The 14,693-nt window shown below is 72.1% G+C and carries 13 protein-coding genes; 3 read left to right on the top strand and 10 right to left on the bottom strand.

Features of this window, described 5'->3' with window-relative positions; translation table 11 throughout:
* Positions 1-71 precede the first annotated feature (71 nt).
* Positions 72-1,415, top strand: a complete 1,344-nt coding sequence (locus ACFYZ4_RS14390) for a UDP-glucose dehydrogenase family protein (protein ID WP_384349550.1) — start codon at positions 72-74, stop codon at positions 1,413-1,415.
* Positions 1,416-1,533: 118 nt separating this feature from the next.
* Here the strand turns inward: ACFYZ4_RS14390 and ACFYZ4_RS14385 are convergent, their stop codons facing one another.
* The 4 genes from ACFYZ4_RS14385 to ACFYZ4_RS14370 all read right to left on the bottom strand — a co-directional run bounded on the left by ACFYZ4_RS14385 (position 1,534) and on the right by ACFYZ4_RS14370 (position 5,605).
* Positions 1,534-2,607, bottom strand: coding sequence for a membrane dipeptidase (locus ACFYZ4_RS14385; protein ID WP_351298964.1), 1,074 nt, complete (start codon positions 2,605-2,607; stop codon positions 1,534-1,536).
* A gap of 150 nt (positions 2,608-2,757) precedes the next feature.
* The gene (locus tag ACFYZ4_RS14380; RefSeq protein WP_351298962.1) at positions 2,758-3,936 is read right to left on the bottom strand and encodes a dipeptidase; all 1,179 of its coding nucleotides are present in this window, start codon (positions 3,934-3,936) and stop codon (positions 2,758-2,760) included.
* The gene (purE, locus tag ACFYZ4_RS14375) at positions 3,933-4,469 is read right to left on the bottom strand and encodes a 5-(carboxyamino)imidazole ribonucleotide mutase (RefSeq protein ID WP_351298959.1); all 537 of its coding nucleotides are present in this window, start codon (positions 4,467-4,469) and stop codon (positions 3,933-3,935) included. The genes ACFYZ4_RS14380 and purE overlap by 4 nt, the downstream gene beginning before the upstream one ends.
* A complete protein-coding gene (locus ACFYZ4_RS14370) occupies positions 4,466-5,605 on the bottom strand; it encodes a 5-(carboxyamino)imidazole ribonucleotide synthase (RefSeq protein ID WP_351298956.1) in 1,140 nt (379 codons plus the stop codon). Before ACFYZ4_RS14370 ends, purE begins: the two co-directional genes overlap by 4 nt.
* Positions 5,606-5,793: 188 nt before the next feature.
* Here ACFYZ4_RS14370 and ACFYZ4_RS14365 point away from each other — a divergent pair, with 188 nt between their 5' ends.
* A complete protein-coding gene (locus tag ACFYZ4_RS14365; RefSeq protein WP_351298953.1) occupies positions 5,794-6,318 on the top strand; it encodes a GtrA family protein in 525 nt (174 codons plus the stop codon).
* 18 nt (positions 6,319-6,336) lie between these two features.
* Here ACFYZ4_RS14365 and ACFYZ4_RS14360 read toward each other — a convergent pair whose 3' ends face one another.
* Both ACFYZ4_RS14360 and ACFYZ4_RS14355 read right to left on the bottom strand, forming a co-directional pair.
* The gene (locus tag ACFYZ4_RS14360) at positions 6,337-7,602 is read right to left on the bottom strand and encodes an ATP-binding protein (protein ID WP_351298950.1); all 1,266 of its coding nucleotides are present in this window, start codon (positions 7,600-7,602) and stop codon (positions 6,337-6,339) included.
* Between the two features lie 68 nt (positions 7,603-7,670).
* Positions 7,671-8,348, bottom strand: coding sequence for a response regulator transcription factor (locus ACFYZ4_RS14355; protein WP_030296931.1), 678 nt, complete (start codon positions 8,346-8,348; stop codon positions 7,671-7,673).
* 497 nt (positions 8,349-8,845) lie between these two features.
* On the opposite strand from ACFYZ4_RS14355, the gene ACFYZ4_RS14350 reads away from it, so the two are divergent.
* Entirely contained in the window at positions 8,846-10,366 is a 1,521-nt protein-coding gene (locus tag ACFYZ4_RS14350; protein WP_351298947.1) for an oligopeptide:H+ symporter, read from the top strand.
* A gap of 78 nt (positions 10,367-10,444) precedes the next feature.
* On the opposite strand, the gene ACFYZ4_RS14345 is transcribed toward ACFYZ4_RS14350, so the two are convergent.
* The 4 genes from ACFYZ4_RS14345 to ACFYZ4_RS14330 are packed head-to-tail and all read right to left on the bottom strand — an operon-like array spanning position 10,445 to position 14,638.
* Positions 10,445-11,746 carry a hypothetical protein gene (locus ACFYZ4_RS14345; RefSeq protein WP_390784005.1) on the bottom strand — a complete coding sequence of 434 codons (1,302 nt, stop codon included), beginning with the start codon at positions 11,744-11,746 and terminating at the stop codon, positions 10,445-10,447.
* A complete protein-coding gene (locus ACFYZ4_RS14340) occupies positions 11,743-12,867 on the bottom strand; it encodes a hypothetical protein (RefSeq protein WP_351298985.1) in 1,125 nt (374 codons plus the stop codon). The genes ACFYZ4_RS14345 and ACFYZ4_RS14340 overlap by 4 nt, the downstream gene beginning before the upstream one ends.
* A 5-nt stretch (positions 12,868-12,872) precedes the next feature.
* The gene (locus ACFYZ4_RS14335; protein WP_351298941.1) at positions 12,873-13,946 is read right to left on the bottom strand and encodes a hypothetical protein; all 1,074 of its coding nucleotides are present in this window, start codon (positions 13,944-13,946) and stop codon (positions 12,873-12,875) included.
* Positions 13,947-13,963: 17 nt separating this feature from the next.
* Entirely contained in the window at positions 13,964-14,638 is a 675-nt protein-coding gene (locus tag ACFYZ4_RS14330) for an LPXTG cell wall anchor domain-containing protein (RefSeq protein ID WP_351298938.1), read from the bottom strand.
* Positions 14,639-14,693: the final 55 nt, after the last annotated feature.

Genomic DNA, 14,693 nt, shown 5'->3' with positions numbered 1-14,693 from the left:
GGGGAACGTCCCCGCCGACAGGCCCGACTATGCTCAGTGGCCGCAAACGGCCCCGCACCTCTGGAGCACCCATGGCCCCCCTCAGGATCACAGTGATCGGCACCGGATACCTCGGCGCGACCCACGCCGCGGCGATGGCGGAACTGGGGTTCGAGGTGCTGGGGCTGGACGTGGTGCCCGAGAAGATCGAGATGCTGGCGTCGGGCCGGGTGCCGATGTACGAGCCCGGGCTGGAGGAACTGCTGGCCCAGCACGTGGCCGGGCTGCCGGGCTCGACCGGGCGGCTGCGGTTCACCACCTCCTTCGAGGAGGTCGGGGAGTTCGGCGACGTCCACTTCGTCTGCGTGAACACCCCGCAGAAGCACGGCGAGTACGCGTGCGACATGTCCTACGTCGACTCCGCGATGGCCTCGCTCGCCCCGCACCTGACGCGGCCGGTCCTGGTCGTCGGCAAGTCCACCGTGCCGGTGGGCTCGGCGGAACGGCTCGCGGCGAAGCTCACCGAGCTGTCCCCGGCGGGCGCGGACGTGGAGCTGGCCTGGAACCCGGAGTTCCTGCGCGAGGGCTTCGCGGTGCAGGACACCCTGCACCCCGACCGGATCGTGATCGGCGTCCAGGGCGAGCGCGGCGAGAAGCTGCTGCGCGAGGTGTACGAGACCCCGATGTCGGAGGGGACCCCGCTGGTCGTCACGGACTTCCCGACCGCCGAGCTGGTCAAGACCGCCGCCAACTCCTTCCTCGCGACGAAGATCTCCTTCATCAACGCGATGGCGGAGGTCTGCGAGGCCGCCGGCGGTGACGTGGTGAAGCTGGCGGAGGCCATCGGCTACGACGAGCGGATCGGCGCGAAGTTCCTGCGGGCCGGGATCGGCTTCGGCGGCGGCTGCCTGCCCAAGGACATCCGCGCCTTCATGGCGCGCGCCGGCGAGCTCGGCGCCGACCAGGCGCTGACCTTCCTGCGCGAGGTCGACTCCATCAACATGCGGCGGCGCGGTCACATGGTCGAGCTGGCGCGGGAGGCCGTGGGCGGATCGTTCCTCGGCAAGCGGGTCGCGGTGCTCGGCGCCACCTTCAAGCCCGACTCGGACGACGTACGGGACTCGCCCGCGCTGAACGTGGCCGGGCAGATCCACCTCCAGGGCGGGCAGGTCACCGTCTACGACCCCAAGGGCATGGACAACGCCCGGCGCGTCTTCCCGACCCTCGGCTACGCGGACTCCGCGCTGGCGGCGGCCCGGGGGGCGGAGGTCGTCCTCCACCTGACCGAGTGGCGGGAGTTCCGGGACCTCGACCCGGCGGAGCTGGCAGGCGTGGTGACGGACCGGCTCGTGCTGGACGGTCGCAACGCGCTGGACCCCGTACGGTGGCGTGCCGCCGGCTGGACGTACCGGGCGATGGGGCGCCCGCGGGCCTGACCCCTGCGGGACCCCTGCGGGGTTGCTCGGCAGATCTGCCCGATGCGGTCGCATGCCGGGTGCAGCCTTGTTGCGGGGGCTCTGCCCCCGAGCCCCCGCGCCTCAAACGCCGGCGGGGCTAGTTTTGGCCGGCGGGGCTGACCTTTGAGCGGCGGGAGGTGAACTCTGCGTCGCGGACCACGCGGAGGGTGTTTCCCCAGGTCAGGAGGGCCAGGTCGGATTCCGGCCAGCCTCGTTCCAGGAGTTCCGCGATCAGTCGCGGGTAGCCCGAGGGGTCGGTCAGGCCGGCCGGGCGGGAGCCCTGGGATTCGGTGCCGAAGGCGGCGCCGAGGCCGACGCTCTGCGGGCCCGCGACCGCCCGTACGTGGTCGAGGTGGTCCGCCACCGCGTGCAGGGAGTCCCCGGTGCGGGCGGCGTCGAAGGTGACCATCGCGAGGCCGTTCGCCTCGCCCAGCGCGAGCAGCACCTCGTCGGTCACGTTCCCCGGATGCGGGTTCAGCGCGGCCGCCGCCGTGTTCGAGATGATCACCGGGGACTTGGACGCGCCCGCGATCTGGCAGGCGACCGCCGGCGCGCAGCCGTTGACGTCCAGCACCATCGCCAGCCGGTTCGCCTCCCGGACCACCTCGTGGCCGAAGGCCGTCAGGTCGTCCTGCGCCCAGGGCGCCCCCGCGGGCGCGAGGATCCGGACGCCCAGCGCGTGGAAGGCGCGCAGCGCGCCCAGCGAGTCGGTCAGCGTGCGGCCGGGCACGGGGCCCAGGAACGAGGCGATGCGGCCGCGGTTGCGGGCGTCCGCCATGTCGCTGGCGCTGAGCGCCAGGCGCAGGCTGTCGGGGTAACGGCGGATCAGGGCCACTGCCACGTCGATCTGTTCCAGGGTGTCGGAGACCACCTGGTCGCAGCTCATGTCCCCGCGGGGCCGGTCCGGCGGGATGAGCAGGGACCAGAACTGGGCCCCCACTCCCCCGGCGCGCAGCCGCGGGATGTCGGTGTCGACACCGATGTCGGGGGTGTCGATGTCGTGGTACGGGCTCTTGCGCAGGGTCCAGACGAGGGTGTTGCACCCGTCCGCCACGGGATGTACGGACAGCAGCGCGACGGCCCTGTCGAGGGCGCCCGCCGCCGCCTCGGGTGCGAGGAGGTCTTCGGCTCCGATGCCCACGGAGTGGGGTTCGTCCTGCAGGTCGGCCATGGCGTTCGCTCCGGTCTCGGCGGCAGCAGGGAGAGATGGGATGGTGCCACCGTGACATGTGGGACGGCAGAGACGCCCGGCGGATGTGGCGTTCGGGTGAACCCGCAGGTCACACCCGATCACCGCATCCGCCGTGCCGCCGCGCCGCCGCTAGATCACCGCGTTCGACGGGCCCCGGGACGCCGAGAGGTCCCGCGCCACCGCTTCCGCATCGCGCAGCACCCGTACCGCGTTGGACCAGGTCAGCTTCGCCAGATCGGCCCTGGACCAGCCGCGCGTGAGCAGCTCGGCGACCAGGTTCGGGTAGCCGGCCACGTCGTCCAGGCCGGACGGGGTGAAGGCCGTGCCGTCGTAGTCGCCGCCGATCCCGATGTGGTCGACCCCGGCGACCTCGCGCATGTGGTCCAGGTGGTCGGCCACCGTGGCGGCCGTGGCCACCGGGCGCGGGCGCTCCGCCTCGAAGGCCCGGTGCAGGGCCATCGCCTCGGGGGTGGTGTCCAGGTGGTGGAAGCCGTGCGCCCGCAGGTTCTCGTCCGCGGCCAGCGTCCACTCGACGGCCGCCGGGAGGATGAACTTGGGGACGAAGGTGGCCATCGCCACCCCGCCGTTGGCCGGCAGCAGCGCCAGCACGTCGTCGGGGATGTTGCGCGGGTGGTCGCAGACCGCCCGCGCCGAGGAGTGCGAGAAGACCACCGGCGCGGCCGAGACCGCGAGGGCGTCCCGCATGGTCGTCGCGGCGACGTGCGAGAGGTCCACCAGCATGCCGACGCGGTTCATCTCGCGGACGACCTCGCGGCCGAAGTCGGTCAGGCCGCCGTGCCGGGGCTCGTCGGTCGCCGAGTCCGCCCAGTCGATCGTGTCGTTGTGCGTGAGCGTCATGTACCGCACGCCCAACCGGTGCAGCGCGCGCAGGGTGGCGAGCGAGTTGTTGATGGAGTGGCCGCCCTCGGCGCCCATCAGCGAGGCGATCCGGCCGTCGGCGCGGGCCGCCTCCATGTCGTCCGCCGTCAGCGCCCGCACGAGGTCGCCGGGGTAACGGTCGATCAGCTGGGCGACCACGTCGATCTGCTCCAGCGTGGCGCTGACCGCCTCGTCGCCGGCGTAGTCCGAGCGCACGTACACGGACCAGAACTGCGCGCCGACCCCGCCGGCGCGCAGCCGCGGGATGTCGGTGTGCAGGTGGGCGGACTGGTCGCCCGCGATGTCCCGACGCGCCAGGTCGTAGCGCACCTGCTCGCGCAGCGCCCAGGGCAGGTCGTTGTGGCCGTCGACGACGGGGTGCTCGGCCAGCAGCTCGCGCGCCTCGTCCAGACGCTGCGCCGCGCTCACTTGCCGAACCCGAAGGACTCCGCGTTCGCGACCTTCGTACGCAGCCGCTTGCCCTTCTCGGTGGCCTGGTCGTTGAGCTCCTGCTGGAAGTCGCGCATCCGGGCCAGGAGGTCCTTGTCGTGCGCGGCCAGCATCCGTACGGCCAGCAGACCCGCGTTGCGCGCGCCGGCGACCGAGACGGTGGCGACGGGCACCCCGGCCGGCATCTGGACGATCGACATCAGCGAGTCCATGCCGTCGAGGTACTTCAGCGGCACCGGCACGCCGATGACGGGCAGCGGGGTGACCGAGGCGAGCATGCCGGGCAGGTGGGCGGCCCCGCCCGCGCCCGCGATGATCGCCTTCAGACCGCGGTCGGCGGCCCGCTCCCCGTACGCGATCATCTCGCGCGGCATCCGGTGGGCGGAGACGACGTCGACCTCGTAGGGGATCTCGAACTCGTCGAGGGCCTGCGCGGCCGCCTCCATGACGGGCCAGTCCGAATCGGATCCCATGACGATGCCGACGACGGGGGCTGCGGCGGAGGTGCTCATTCGGTGACCGTCCCTCTGAGGTAGTCGGCAGCGTGGCGTGCGCGCTCCAGCACATCGTCCAGGTCGTCGCCGTAGGTGTTGACGTGGCCGACCTTGCGGCCGTGCTTCACGTCCTTGCCGTACATGTGGATCTTCAGCTGCGGGTCGTGGGCCATGCAGTGCAGGTACGCCGCGTACATGTCGGGGTAGTCCCCGCCCAGCACGTTGGCCATGACCGTCCAGCGGGCCCGGGGGCGGGGGTCGCCCAGGGGGAGGTCCAGGACCGCGCGGACGTGGTTGGCGAACTGGGAGGTGACGGCGCCGTCCTGGGTCCAGTGGCCGCTGTTGTGCGGGCGCATCGCCAGTTCGTTGACCAGGATCCGGCCGTCGGTGGTCTCGAACAGTTCCACGGCCAGGTGGCCGGTCACGCCGAGTTCCTTGGCGATGCGCAGGGCGAGGGCCTGGGCCTCGCCGGCGAGGGCCTCCGAGAGGTCCGGGGCGGGGGCGATCACCGTGTCGCAGACCCCGTCCACCTGGCGGGACTCGACGACGGGGTAGGCCACCGCCTGGCCGTGCGGGGAGCGGACGATGTTCGCCGCGAGCTCGCGGACGAAATCGACCTTCTCCTCCGCGAGGACCGGGACGCCCGCCTTGAACGGGGCCTCCGCGTCCTCCGGGGTGCGGACGAACCACACGCCCTTGCCGTCGTACCCGCCGCGCACGGTCTTGAGGATGACGGGGAAGCCGCCCACCTCGTCCGCGAAGGCCGCGGCGTCCGCCGGATCGCTCACGATCCGGTGGCGGGGGCTGGGCGCCCCGATCTCGTCGAGCTTCGCGCGCATCACCCCCTTGTCGGCGGCGTGCATCAATGCGTCGGGCCCCGGGCGGACGGGGATGCCGTCCGCTTCCAGGGCCCGCAGGTGCTCGATGGGCACGTGCTCGTGGTCGAAGGTGATCACGTCACAGCCGCGCGCGAAGGCGCGCAACGTCTCCAGATCGCGATGGTCGCCGATGACGACATCGCTCACGACCTGGGCCGCCGAGTCCTGTGGGGTGTCACTGAGGAGCTTGAATCTGATGCCGAGGGGGATGCCCGCCTCGTGGGTCATGCGGGCGAGCTGACCGCCGCCGACCATGCCGACTACCGGGAACGTCACTCCTCCAGGGTATCCGCCGGTATTCCGCCATCCGGACGTGCCCTGGCCCATACCTGTAGGTGTGCCGTGCGTCGCACGGTGTCCGAAGGCACAGACGGGGCTGCGGGGGGACACTTACGATGGACGGGTTGACGGAGAACACCGGACGCCCTTCGCGGGGCGGTGACCGACAGGGACTGAACCTACTGATGAGCACGCCGGGGAACGGATCTGTTCTCGAACGCGTACGCGGTCTCGTACGAGAGGTCGCCAAGTTCGGGGCGGTCGGTGGTCTGGGTGTGCTGGTCAACCTGGGTGTCTTCAACCTGATCCGGCACACGACCGACCTGCAGGTGGTGCGCGCGAGCGTGATAGCCACCGTCGTGGCCATCGCGACGAACTACCTCGGCTTCCGGTACTTCGCCTACCGGGACCGCGCCAAGAGCGGCCGTACCCGCGAGCTGGTCCTCTTCGCCGCGTTCAGCGGCATCGGCCTGGTCATCGAGAACGGTGTGCTCTACACCGCCACCTACGGCTTCGGCTGGGACGGCTCGGTGGCCAGCAACGTCTTCAAGTTCATCGGCATCGGCACCGCCACCGTGTTCCGCTTCTGGTCGTACCGGACCTGGGTCTTCAGGGCCCTGCCCGAGGCCGCCGAGCCCGTGCCGGCGCCGCTGCCCAGGCCGGAGCGGCGGCCGGAGCCGGTGCCCGAGCCGGAGCCCGCGAACAACTAGGACGACCAGTACGCGCGTCTAGCGCACGGTGGCCTCGGGTTCGACCCGATCCGGAGCCGTGCGGCTGAGGAACAGCGCGAACACCGGCGGCTGCGTCTGGAGCAGTTCGAGGCGCCCCCCGTCCGCTTCCGCGAGGTCCCGGGCGACCGCGAGGCCGATCCCGGTGGAATTGCGGCCGCTGATGGCCCGCTCGAAGATCCGGTTGCCGAGGTCCGGCGGGACCCCCGGCCCCTCGTCCGTGACCTCCAGCACCGCCTGGTTGCCGATCACGCGCGTACGCAGCGCGACCGTGCCGCCACCGTGCATCAGGGCGTTCTCCACCAGCGTGGCCAGCACCTGCGAGACCGCGCCCGGCGTGCCGACGGCGCGTACGCCCTGCTTCCCGGAGCGCACGATGGCCCGCCCCGCGCTGCGGTAGGCCGGCCGCCACTCCTCCACCTGCTGTTTGACGACCTCGTCGAGGTCGAAGGGGACCGCGGAGCCGGTCCGCGGGTCACGCGAGTTCGTGAGCAGCCGCTGCACCACGTCCGTGAGCCGCTCCACCTGGGTGAGGGCGATCGTCGCCTCCTCCCGCACGGTGTCCAGGTCGTCGGTGACGGTGATCTCCTCCAGCCGCATGGACAGGGCGGTGAGGGGGGTGCGCAGCTGGTGCGAGGCGTCCGCGGCGAGGCGCCGCTCGGCGGTCAGCATCCGGCCGATCCGTTCGGCGCTGGCGTCCAGCACGTCGGCGACGCGGTCCAGCTCGGGGACCCCGTACCGCTTGTGCCGGGGGCGCGGATCGCCCGATCCGAGCCGCTCCGCCGTCTCGGCGAGGTCGGTGAGCGGGGAGGCCAGCCGGTTCGCCTGGCGTACGGCGAGCAGTACGGCGGCCACGACGGCCAGCAGCGCCACCGCGCCCACGACCGCGAGGGTCCGCCCGACCTCCTTGGTGACCGTGGAGCGGGACTCCTCGACGGTCACGACCTCGCCCTGTTCGCCGCGCGCGGTGCCGCGGATGACGCTGTCGGGGATCGGGGCGCCCACCTCCACGGCCTGCTGGCCGGGGACGGTGATGCGGGCGTAGTGGCCGGCGTCCAGCTGCTCGGCGAGGGCGACCGGGTCGATCGGCTTGTGCTCCAGGACGTTCGCCTCGACGATGCCCACCAGCCGCAGCGCCTCGGACTCGATGCGGTCCTGGGCGCTGCTGGTGATGGTCCGGGTCTCCACGATGACGAGGGAGACGCCGAAGACGGCGATCACGACGAGCACCACGGCGAGCGTGGAGTTGATGAGGCGGCGGCGCATGCCTTAGAGCATGCCCTAGCGCCGGTCCGGGGCGGGCCGGCGCGGGCCGGGAGCCCACCGCCCCCGGGTCAGCTCTTCTCGAAGCGGAAGCCGACGCCGCGGACGGTGGCGATGTAGCGCGGGTTCGCGGCGTCGTCGCCCAGCTTCTTGCGCAGCCAGGAGATGTGCATGTCGAGGGTCTTGGTGGAGGACCACCAGGTGGTGTCCCAGACCTCGCGCATGAGCTGGTCGCGGGTGACGACCCGGCCGGCGTCGCGGACCAGGACGCGCAGGAGGTCGAACTCCTTCGCCGTGAGCTGGAGCTCCTCCTCCCCCATCCAGGCGCGGTGCGATTCGACGTCGATCCGCACGCCGTGGGTGGCGGGGGCCTGGGCGGCCTCGTTGGCGCCGCGGCGGAGCAGGGCCCGGACCCGGGCGAGCAGCTCGGCCAGCCGGAAGGGCTTGGTCACGTAGTCGTCGGCGCCGGCGTCCAGGCCGACGACCGTGTCGACCTCGTCCGCGCGGGCGGTGAGGACCAGGATGGGGAAGCCGTGGCCCTCGGCCCGCAGTCGGCGGGCGACTTCCAGCCCGTCCATGCCCGGCAGGCCCAGGTCGAGGACGACGAGGTCGACGCCGCCCTGCAGTCCCGCGTCCAGGGCGGTGGGGCCGTCCTCCCGGACCTCGACCTCGTACCCTTCCCGGCGCAGGGCGCGGGCCAGGGGTTCCGAGATGGATGCGTCGTCCTCGGCGAGCAGTACACGCGTCATGTGGGTGATGGTAGTCCGCGGTGACCGGATCGAGAGGCCTCCCTGCACACCCCTGTCTATCTGCGCTTATGAACGACTGAGCGCCTTCGAATATGGTCGAACGGTTCCCGGCGCGCCTGTGATCCATCTCTCAAGTCCTTTCATATGCCGCAGTGTCATGTCGTATGGTGGCGAGACGCCTGATGCACTACCTCAGGGACCTTTGTGCCGAAAAGCGCGCCAAAGGTCTCTATTTCTGTCCTGACCGGACAGGCCAGTCTTGTGGGACTCACCTGTCCGGGCTTGATGACAGTGAATGACCTGTGGGCCGGGCCCCTCGCGCGAAGGTGCGCGAGCGGGCGTGGATCCCGGTTACGGATGTTCTCTTCGCCCCCACCCCCCGTGGGGGGCGAGACCCCGAGGCGTGGGGTGGGAGATCCGTCGCCGGTGCCGGCCACCCCCCACCGGGCGCGGATGAGCTCACGAAGCCAAGCGTCCCGAGCAAGCAAGGATCGACCATGGCTTCCAGCCTGACGACGGCTTCTCAGAGCCCCGCTCACGAGAAGACCCTCTTCGGCCACCCGATCGGCCTGGCCACGCTGTTCATGACCGAGATGTGGGAGCGCTTCTCCTACTACGGCATGCGTGCGCTTCTCGTCCTGTACTTGGTCTCCGGCGGTGTCGACGCCGCGACCGGGAGCCAGGGCGGCGGCCTCGGATTCACTGCGGCGACGGCCACGGCGATCTACTCCGTCTACGTGGCCATGGTCTACCTGATGGCCATGCCCGGCGGCTGGTTCGGTGACCGCGTCTGGGGCGCCCGCAAGACGGTCGCCATCGCCGGTGGCGTGATCATGGCGGGCCACGTCTCGCTCGCGCTGCCCGGCCAGATCGCGTTCTTCGTCGGTCTGCTGCTGGTCGCGGTCGGCTCCGGTCTGCTGAAGGCCAACATCTCCACGATGGTCGGCCACCTCTACAAGGGTGTGGACGACCCGCGCCGTGACAGCGGCTTCACGATCTTCTACATCGGCATCAACGTGGGTGCCCTGCTCGCCCCGGTCGGCATCGGCATGGTCGGCGAGCTCGTCAACTGGCACCTCGGCTTCGCGCTGGCCGCCGTCGGCATGGGCATCGGCCTCGTGGTCTACCTGCTCGCCGGCCGCACCCTGAGCCCGAAGAGCAGCCTCGTCCCGAACCCGCTGAGCCCCGCCGAGCGCAAGGCCGTGATCGTCAAGGCGCTCGCCGTCCTGGCCGTCATCGCGGTCTTCTACAGCGCCGTGGTCGCCGCGGACATGTACACCATCAAGTGGGCGCTGTACCCGATCACCATCGCCGGTCTGATCATCCCCGTCGCCGTCCTGGCGCGCATCAAGCGGGACAAGGACCTGTCCACCGTCGAGCAGACCCGGATGAGCGCCTACATCTGGTTCTTCGTGGCCGCCGCCGTCTTCTGGATGATCTACGACCAGGGCGGTTCGACGCTCTCGCTGTTCGGTGACAAGAACTCCCAGCGCGCCCTGTTCGGCTGGGAAGTCCCCACCGTCATCTTCCAGTCGCTGAACCCGCTCTTCGTGGTGGCCCTGGCCCCGGTCTTCGCCGCCGCGTGGGTGGCCCTGGCCCGCCGCAACCGCGAGCCCAGCACCATCGTGAAGTTCTCGGTGGCCCTGGTCATCGTCGGCGCCTCGTTCTTCGTCTTCGCCCTGCCGCTGAGCCAGACCGCCGGCAACGACACCAAGGTCACCATGTGGTGGCTGGTGCTCATCTTCCTGATGCACACGCTCGCCGAGCTGTGCCTGTCGCCGGTCGGCCTGTCGGTCACGACGAAGATGGCGCCGCAGAAGTACGGCTCCCAGATGATGGGTGTCTGGTTCCTCGCCGTCACCGCCGGTGACTGCATCACCGGTCTGATGGGTCTGGCCGACGTGCAGCTGAACGGCGTCGGGGTGATCCTCTTCCAGGCGACCGCCGCCGTGCTCGCCGGCCTCGCGATCTTCATGTACCGCAAGAAGGTCAACGCGCTGATGGGTGCCACGGGCTGACGCGTTCGCGCCCCGCACCACCGAACGGCCCGGCCCACCGAAAGGTGTGCCGGGCCGTTCCGCTGTGCGCCGGGCGGGTTACCGGGTGCCGCGCAGGCGACGCCACGGGGTGAAGGTGAACACCGCGCCGCCGAGCAGGATCACCGTGCCGGCGACCAGGGCCAGGGCCTTGATGCCGCCCTCGTCCTCCGCGCCGGTCTCGGCGAGGCCGCCGCCCGAGGTGCTCGCGGCGGAGGACGTCGAGGAACCGGAGCCGCCCGGCTGGGCGGTGGTGTCCAGCTCCAGCGAGACGCCGCTGCTCGTGGCCTTGCAGGGGACGTTGATCGGCGTGGAGCCGGGGGCCATCGTGACGTCGATGGTCAGCTGGTCCGGGCTGAGCGTCACCTTGCCGGACTTGCCGGGCTTGTAGGTGCCGGTCATGTCGCTGAGGCTGACGGGGGCCTTGTCCGGGATCGGCTCGGCGTTGGCCGGGCCGGAGACCTTGACGGTGCCGCTGTCCGCCCCTCCGAGCTTCACGTCCATCGAGGGCTTGAGGGCTCCCGCGGGCAGGGCCATGGGCGCCGCCATCGCTCCCTTGGCCGTCTTGACCGTGAGGTCGTAGCTGCCGCCGTTCTTCTTGGCGTTGATGGTGACCGGGGTCTTGATGCCGCCCGGGACGACGGGCCCGCAGTCGAAGGCCACCTCGACCGCCTTGCCCGGGAAGTCGGTCTGGCCGCCTCCGCCGCCGGTGGTGGAGCCGCCCGAGGTCGTACCACCGGTGGTCGTACCACCCGTGGTCGTGCCACCCGTGGTCGTACCGCCCGTCGTCGTACCACCCGTCGTCGTACCGCCGCTGGAGCCGGCCGATACGTCGATGGTGGCCCCGACGCCCACGGCGCCGGTCGGCGCGCACTTGGTGACGAACGTGCCGAAGGAGAAGGTGACCGCCACGTCGTACTTGCCGGGGGTCAGCGTGATCTTCCCGGCCTTGGTCAGCTTCAGCTTGCCCTTCATCACGGACATCTGCATGGGCGCCTTCTTCGGGATCGGCGGGTTCTTCTTCTCCCCGACGACCTTCAGCTCACCGCCACCGCCGCTCACGGTGATCCAGCCGGTGGGCTGGACCGCGTCCTGCGGGATGTCCATCAGGTCCGTGTTGTTCGAGGCCGGCTTCACCGTCTCCCAGGACACGTCGACCTCGTCGCCGACCTTCGCCGAGGCCGGAGCGGTGACCTTGGCGGTGGTCTCCCCCTCCACCGGACTGCCGCCCCCGGCCGGGGGGACGCATTTGACGTTGAACTTGGTCTCCGCGGCCTGGGCGGGAGTAGCCGTGATGGCGATGCCCGCGCCGCCGAGCAGCAGCGCGACCACGGCCGCGCTCACCCTCCGTTGGGTCTTCACAATGGTCCCTTCGTCGTCGAACGGTTCTCAGACGGTGCGGACGTCTGTGGTGCTGTCTCCGGCGCGCTGTCCGGGGTGAACCACGGCAGGACCGCCGTGGTGGTCGAAGGGGGCTCCGCGGGCTGCTCGGAGCGGGCCGGTCCGGCCGGGCGCAGGGCCGGCAGCCGGGGCAGCCGGGCCGTCACGGCCGATGGCGCCTCCGCGGGCCCCGCGCCCCGGTGGCGGCCGGCCGCGGACCCGGCGCGCGGCCGGACCTTGTCGACGACGGCCATGCCGACGCGGAACACCGCGGCCGGGATCACCAGCAGGAGCAGACCCCAGAAGAGCAGCACCCCGTACGGGCGGTCCACGCCCCAGGGCTGGGTGGCCACGACGGTCTCGCCGTACTTGAGGGAGATCGTGTAGTCGCCGTGGGCGCCGGCGGTGAGGGCGACGTCGAGCGCGATCTCCGCCTTGCCGCCCGGCGGGATGGTGCCCTTCCAGCGGGCCTCCTCCCACAGCGGGGCGAACACCCCGTGGGCGGTGCCGAGCTGGAAGACCGGGTCCTTGACCGGGGCCGAGCCGAGATTGCCGACGGTGACCTTGAACTTCCGGGTCGGCGGGGCGCCGAACCAGGTCAGCACCCCGTCCTCGCCCTCCAGCCGGACCCCGGTGAGCATCGCGAGGCGGGCCGTGCCGGATTCGGCGGGCAGTTCGGCCACCGGATGGTCGGTGATCTTCAGGGGGGCCGCGACGGTGGACTGGTCGCCGTTGACGGAGGTGACGTTGACGACGCAGGGGCAAGGCTTGGGCGGCGCGACCACGGCCAGCCGGGCGGTGAAGCGCCCGTCGTCGGCGACCGAGACGGCGGCGCCGTCGGCGTTGGCGCAGCTGTTGGTGCCGCCGATCATGTTCTGCCCGCAGACCAGCAGCATCACCAGCGTCTTGGCCCGCCAGCCGGTGCCGGTGACGGTGATCTCGGTGCCCTTGGCGGCCTCCTGGAGCGAGAGGGCGACGGTGGGCTTGCCCTCGTCGGCCGCGGCCGACGCCGCGGGGAACAGCGCGAGGGCGCACACCGCCAGCCCCGTCAGGAGGGACCGGACGCTGCGGCCGGCCTTGCCGCGGACCTTGCCGCCGACCATGGCGCTCACCTGGACGCTCCCGTCAGTTCGTGTTCCGGTGCAGGGGTCGGGCCGGGGCTCCCGGGCGTCTCGCCGGGCCGCTCGCCGGCGGGCGGTTCCCGCCGGGTGCGCCGGCCCCGTACGAGGAACAGCGCGGCCAGCGTGGTCCCGGCGAGGGCGAGCAGGCCGAGGCCCGTCCAGCCGGCGGCCCGCCACGGCAGGAACCAGGCGGACGCGCTCCCCTGCGCCCGGGCGCCGCCGGGGGCGGTGACGGTGACGGTGACGCGGACCTGGTCGAGCACCGGGGCCCCAGGCCAGGGTTCGGTCAGCTCGACCCGCTGGCCCGGGAGCAGTTCCACCGGCAGGGCCCGGGCGCCGCGGCCCGGGACCTCGCCGAACCGGCCCTCGGCGCGCAGGGACAGTTCGGGGGCGAGGGCGACGTTGCCCCGGTTGACCAGGGTGTACGCGACGACCGCGGCCGCGCCCCGGCCCCGTACGGCGACGTCCTCGACGGTGAGGGCCGCCACGGCGGGGCCGCCGACCCGCAGGTGGACCCGTACGCCCACCTCGCGGCCGGCTTCGGTGGCGACCACGGCGGCGGGGTGGTCGCCGGGCGGGGACGAGGGCGGCACGGTGACGGTGAAGGGGACCACCGCGCGGGTGTGGGGCGGGATCCTCACGGTGGCTCCGGCGCCGAAGCCGATCCAGGCGCCGGCGCCGGTGGTCCCGGCGGCGGGGCGCACGGCGAAGGCCCCGTCGGCGGTGTTGTAGGCGTCGGCCCCGCGCAGGGTGACGGTGTGCTCCTGGTCGGTGGTGTTGGCCAGGGCGAGGCGGTCCTCCAGCACGGTGCCGGCGGTGCCCGCCATGTAGAAGAACGGGCGCGCGGAGAACGGGCGGTCGCCGACGCCGGGGACGGCCTGGCCCGCGGCGGGCTCGGCGGTCCAGCCCGGCTCGTCGGCGGGCGCGCCGTACGCGGGCGGTGCGGGGGCCGCGTACAGCGCGGCGGCGGCGAGCAGGACCAGGCCGGCGCGCCGGCGGGCGCGGGGAACGCGGGGGACGTGGGGCAATTGGGGGACGTGGGGGATGTGGAGCACGGGCATGGCCGGGGGCGCTCCGTTCAGGACCGGGCCCGCTGGCCGCGCCGGGTCAGCCAGAGCACGCCGGCGACGCCGGAGAGCAGCACGGTGCCGCCGAGGGTGCCGAGGGCGAGGGCGGAGTCGGTGGGCCCGGTCTGCGGGAGGGTCTCCTCGCCCGAGCCGCCGCCGGACGGGGCGGCGCCACCGGCGGCCGTGACGTCGAGCTCCAGGGACGGGCCGGGGCTGTTGCCGGGGGTGCAGGTGGTCGTGGTGCCCATCGCCTTGATGGTGAGCACGCCGGCGGTGAAGGTGACCTTGCCGCTCTTCTTGGGCGTGTAGGTGCCCGAGAGGTCGGTGATCTTGATGGGGGTGTCGGCGGGCACGGCCTCGGGGTTGGGCGGGCCGGAGACCGGTACGGACACCTTCTCGGCGCCGCCGACGAGGATGACGGCGCTGGGGCTCATCGCGCCCTTGCCGAGTTCGATGGGGCTGGACGAGACGCCCTTCTGGAAGGACATCGTCAGCTTGTACGCCTCGCCGTCCTTGACGGCCTTGATCTCGATGGGCGAGATCGCCGACTTGTCCCCGATGGGGGTCTTGCAGTCGTAGGCCACGTCGACGACGGCGGCGTGGGCTGCGGGGGCGGCCAGCAGGACCGCCGATCCGGCCAGCGCGGAGGCCAGCGCGAGCGCGGTGGAGCGTTTGCGGTCGGACACCTTCGTCTTCCCCTCGGGCCACAAAAAACTGACGACACATCAGATTGGTGGCTCA

Source organism: Streptomyces sp. NPDC001513 (genome assembly GCF_042894695.1).
GTDB lineage: Bacteria > Actinomycetota > Actinomycetes > Streptomycetales > Streptomycetaceae > Streptomyces.
Note: the sequence above shows the minus strand (reverse complement) of the source record. Positions and strands in the feature narration are given on the sequence as shown.

What these genes read in the sequence shown, in the direction of transcription:
- purE (WP_351298959.1), bottom strand. Translation starts at nt 4,469, where the DNA reads ATGAGCACCTCCGCCGCAGCCCCCGTCGTCGGCATCGTCATGGGATCC.
- ACFYZ4_RS14355 (WP_030296931.1), bottom strand. Translation starts at nt 8,348, where the DNA reads ATGACGCGTGTACTGCTCGCCGAGGACGACGCATCCATCTCGGAACCC.
- ACFYZ4_RS14365 (WP_351298953.1), top strand. Translation starts at nt 5,794, where the DNA reads ATGAGCACGCCGGGGAACGGATCTGTTCTCGAACGCGTACGCGGTCTC.
- ACFYZ4_RS14335 (WP_351298941.1), bottom strand. Translation starts at nt 13,946, where the DNA reads ATGCCCGTGCTCCACATCCCCCACGTCCCCCAATTGCCCCACGTCCCC.
- ACFYZ4_RS14390 (WP_384349550.1), top strand. Translation starts at nt 72, where the DNA reads ATGGCCCCCCTCAGGATCACAGTGATCGGCACCGGATACCTCGGCGCG.
- ACFYZ4_RS14385 (WP_351298964.1), bottom strand. Translation starts at nt 2,607, where the DNA reads ATGGCCGACCTGCAGGACGAACCCCACTCCGTGGGCATCGGAGCCGAA.
- ACFYZ4_RS14350 (WP_351298947.1), top strand. Translation starts at nt 8,846, where the DNA reads ATGGCTTCCAGCCTGACGACGGCTTCTCAGAGCCCCGCTCACGAGAAG.
- ACFYZ4_RS14360 (WP_351298950.1), bottom strand. Translation starts at nt 7,602, where the DNA reads ATGCGCCGCCGCCTCATCAACTCCACGCTCGCCGTGGTGCTCGTCGTG.
- ACFYZ4_RS14340 (WP_351298985.1), bottom strand. Translation starts at nt 12,867, where the DNA reads ATGGTCGGCGGCAAGGTCCGCGGCAAGGCCGGCCGCAGCGTCCGGTCC.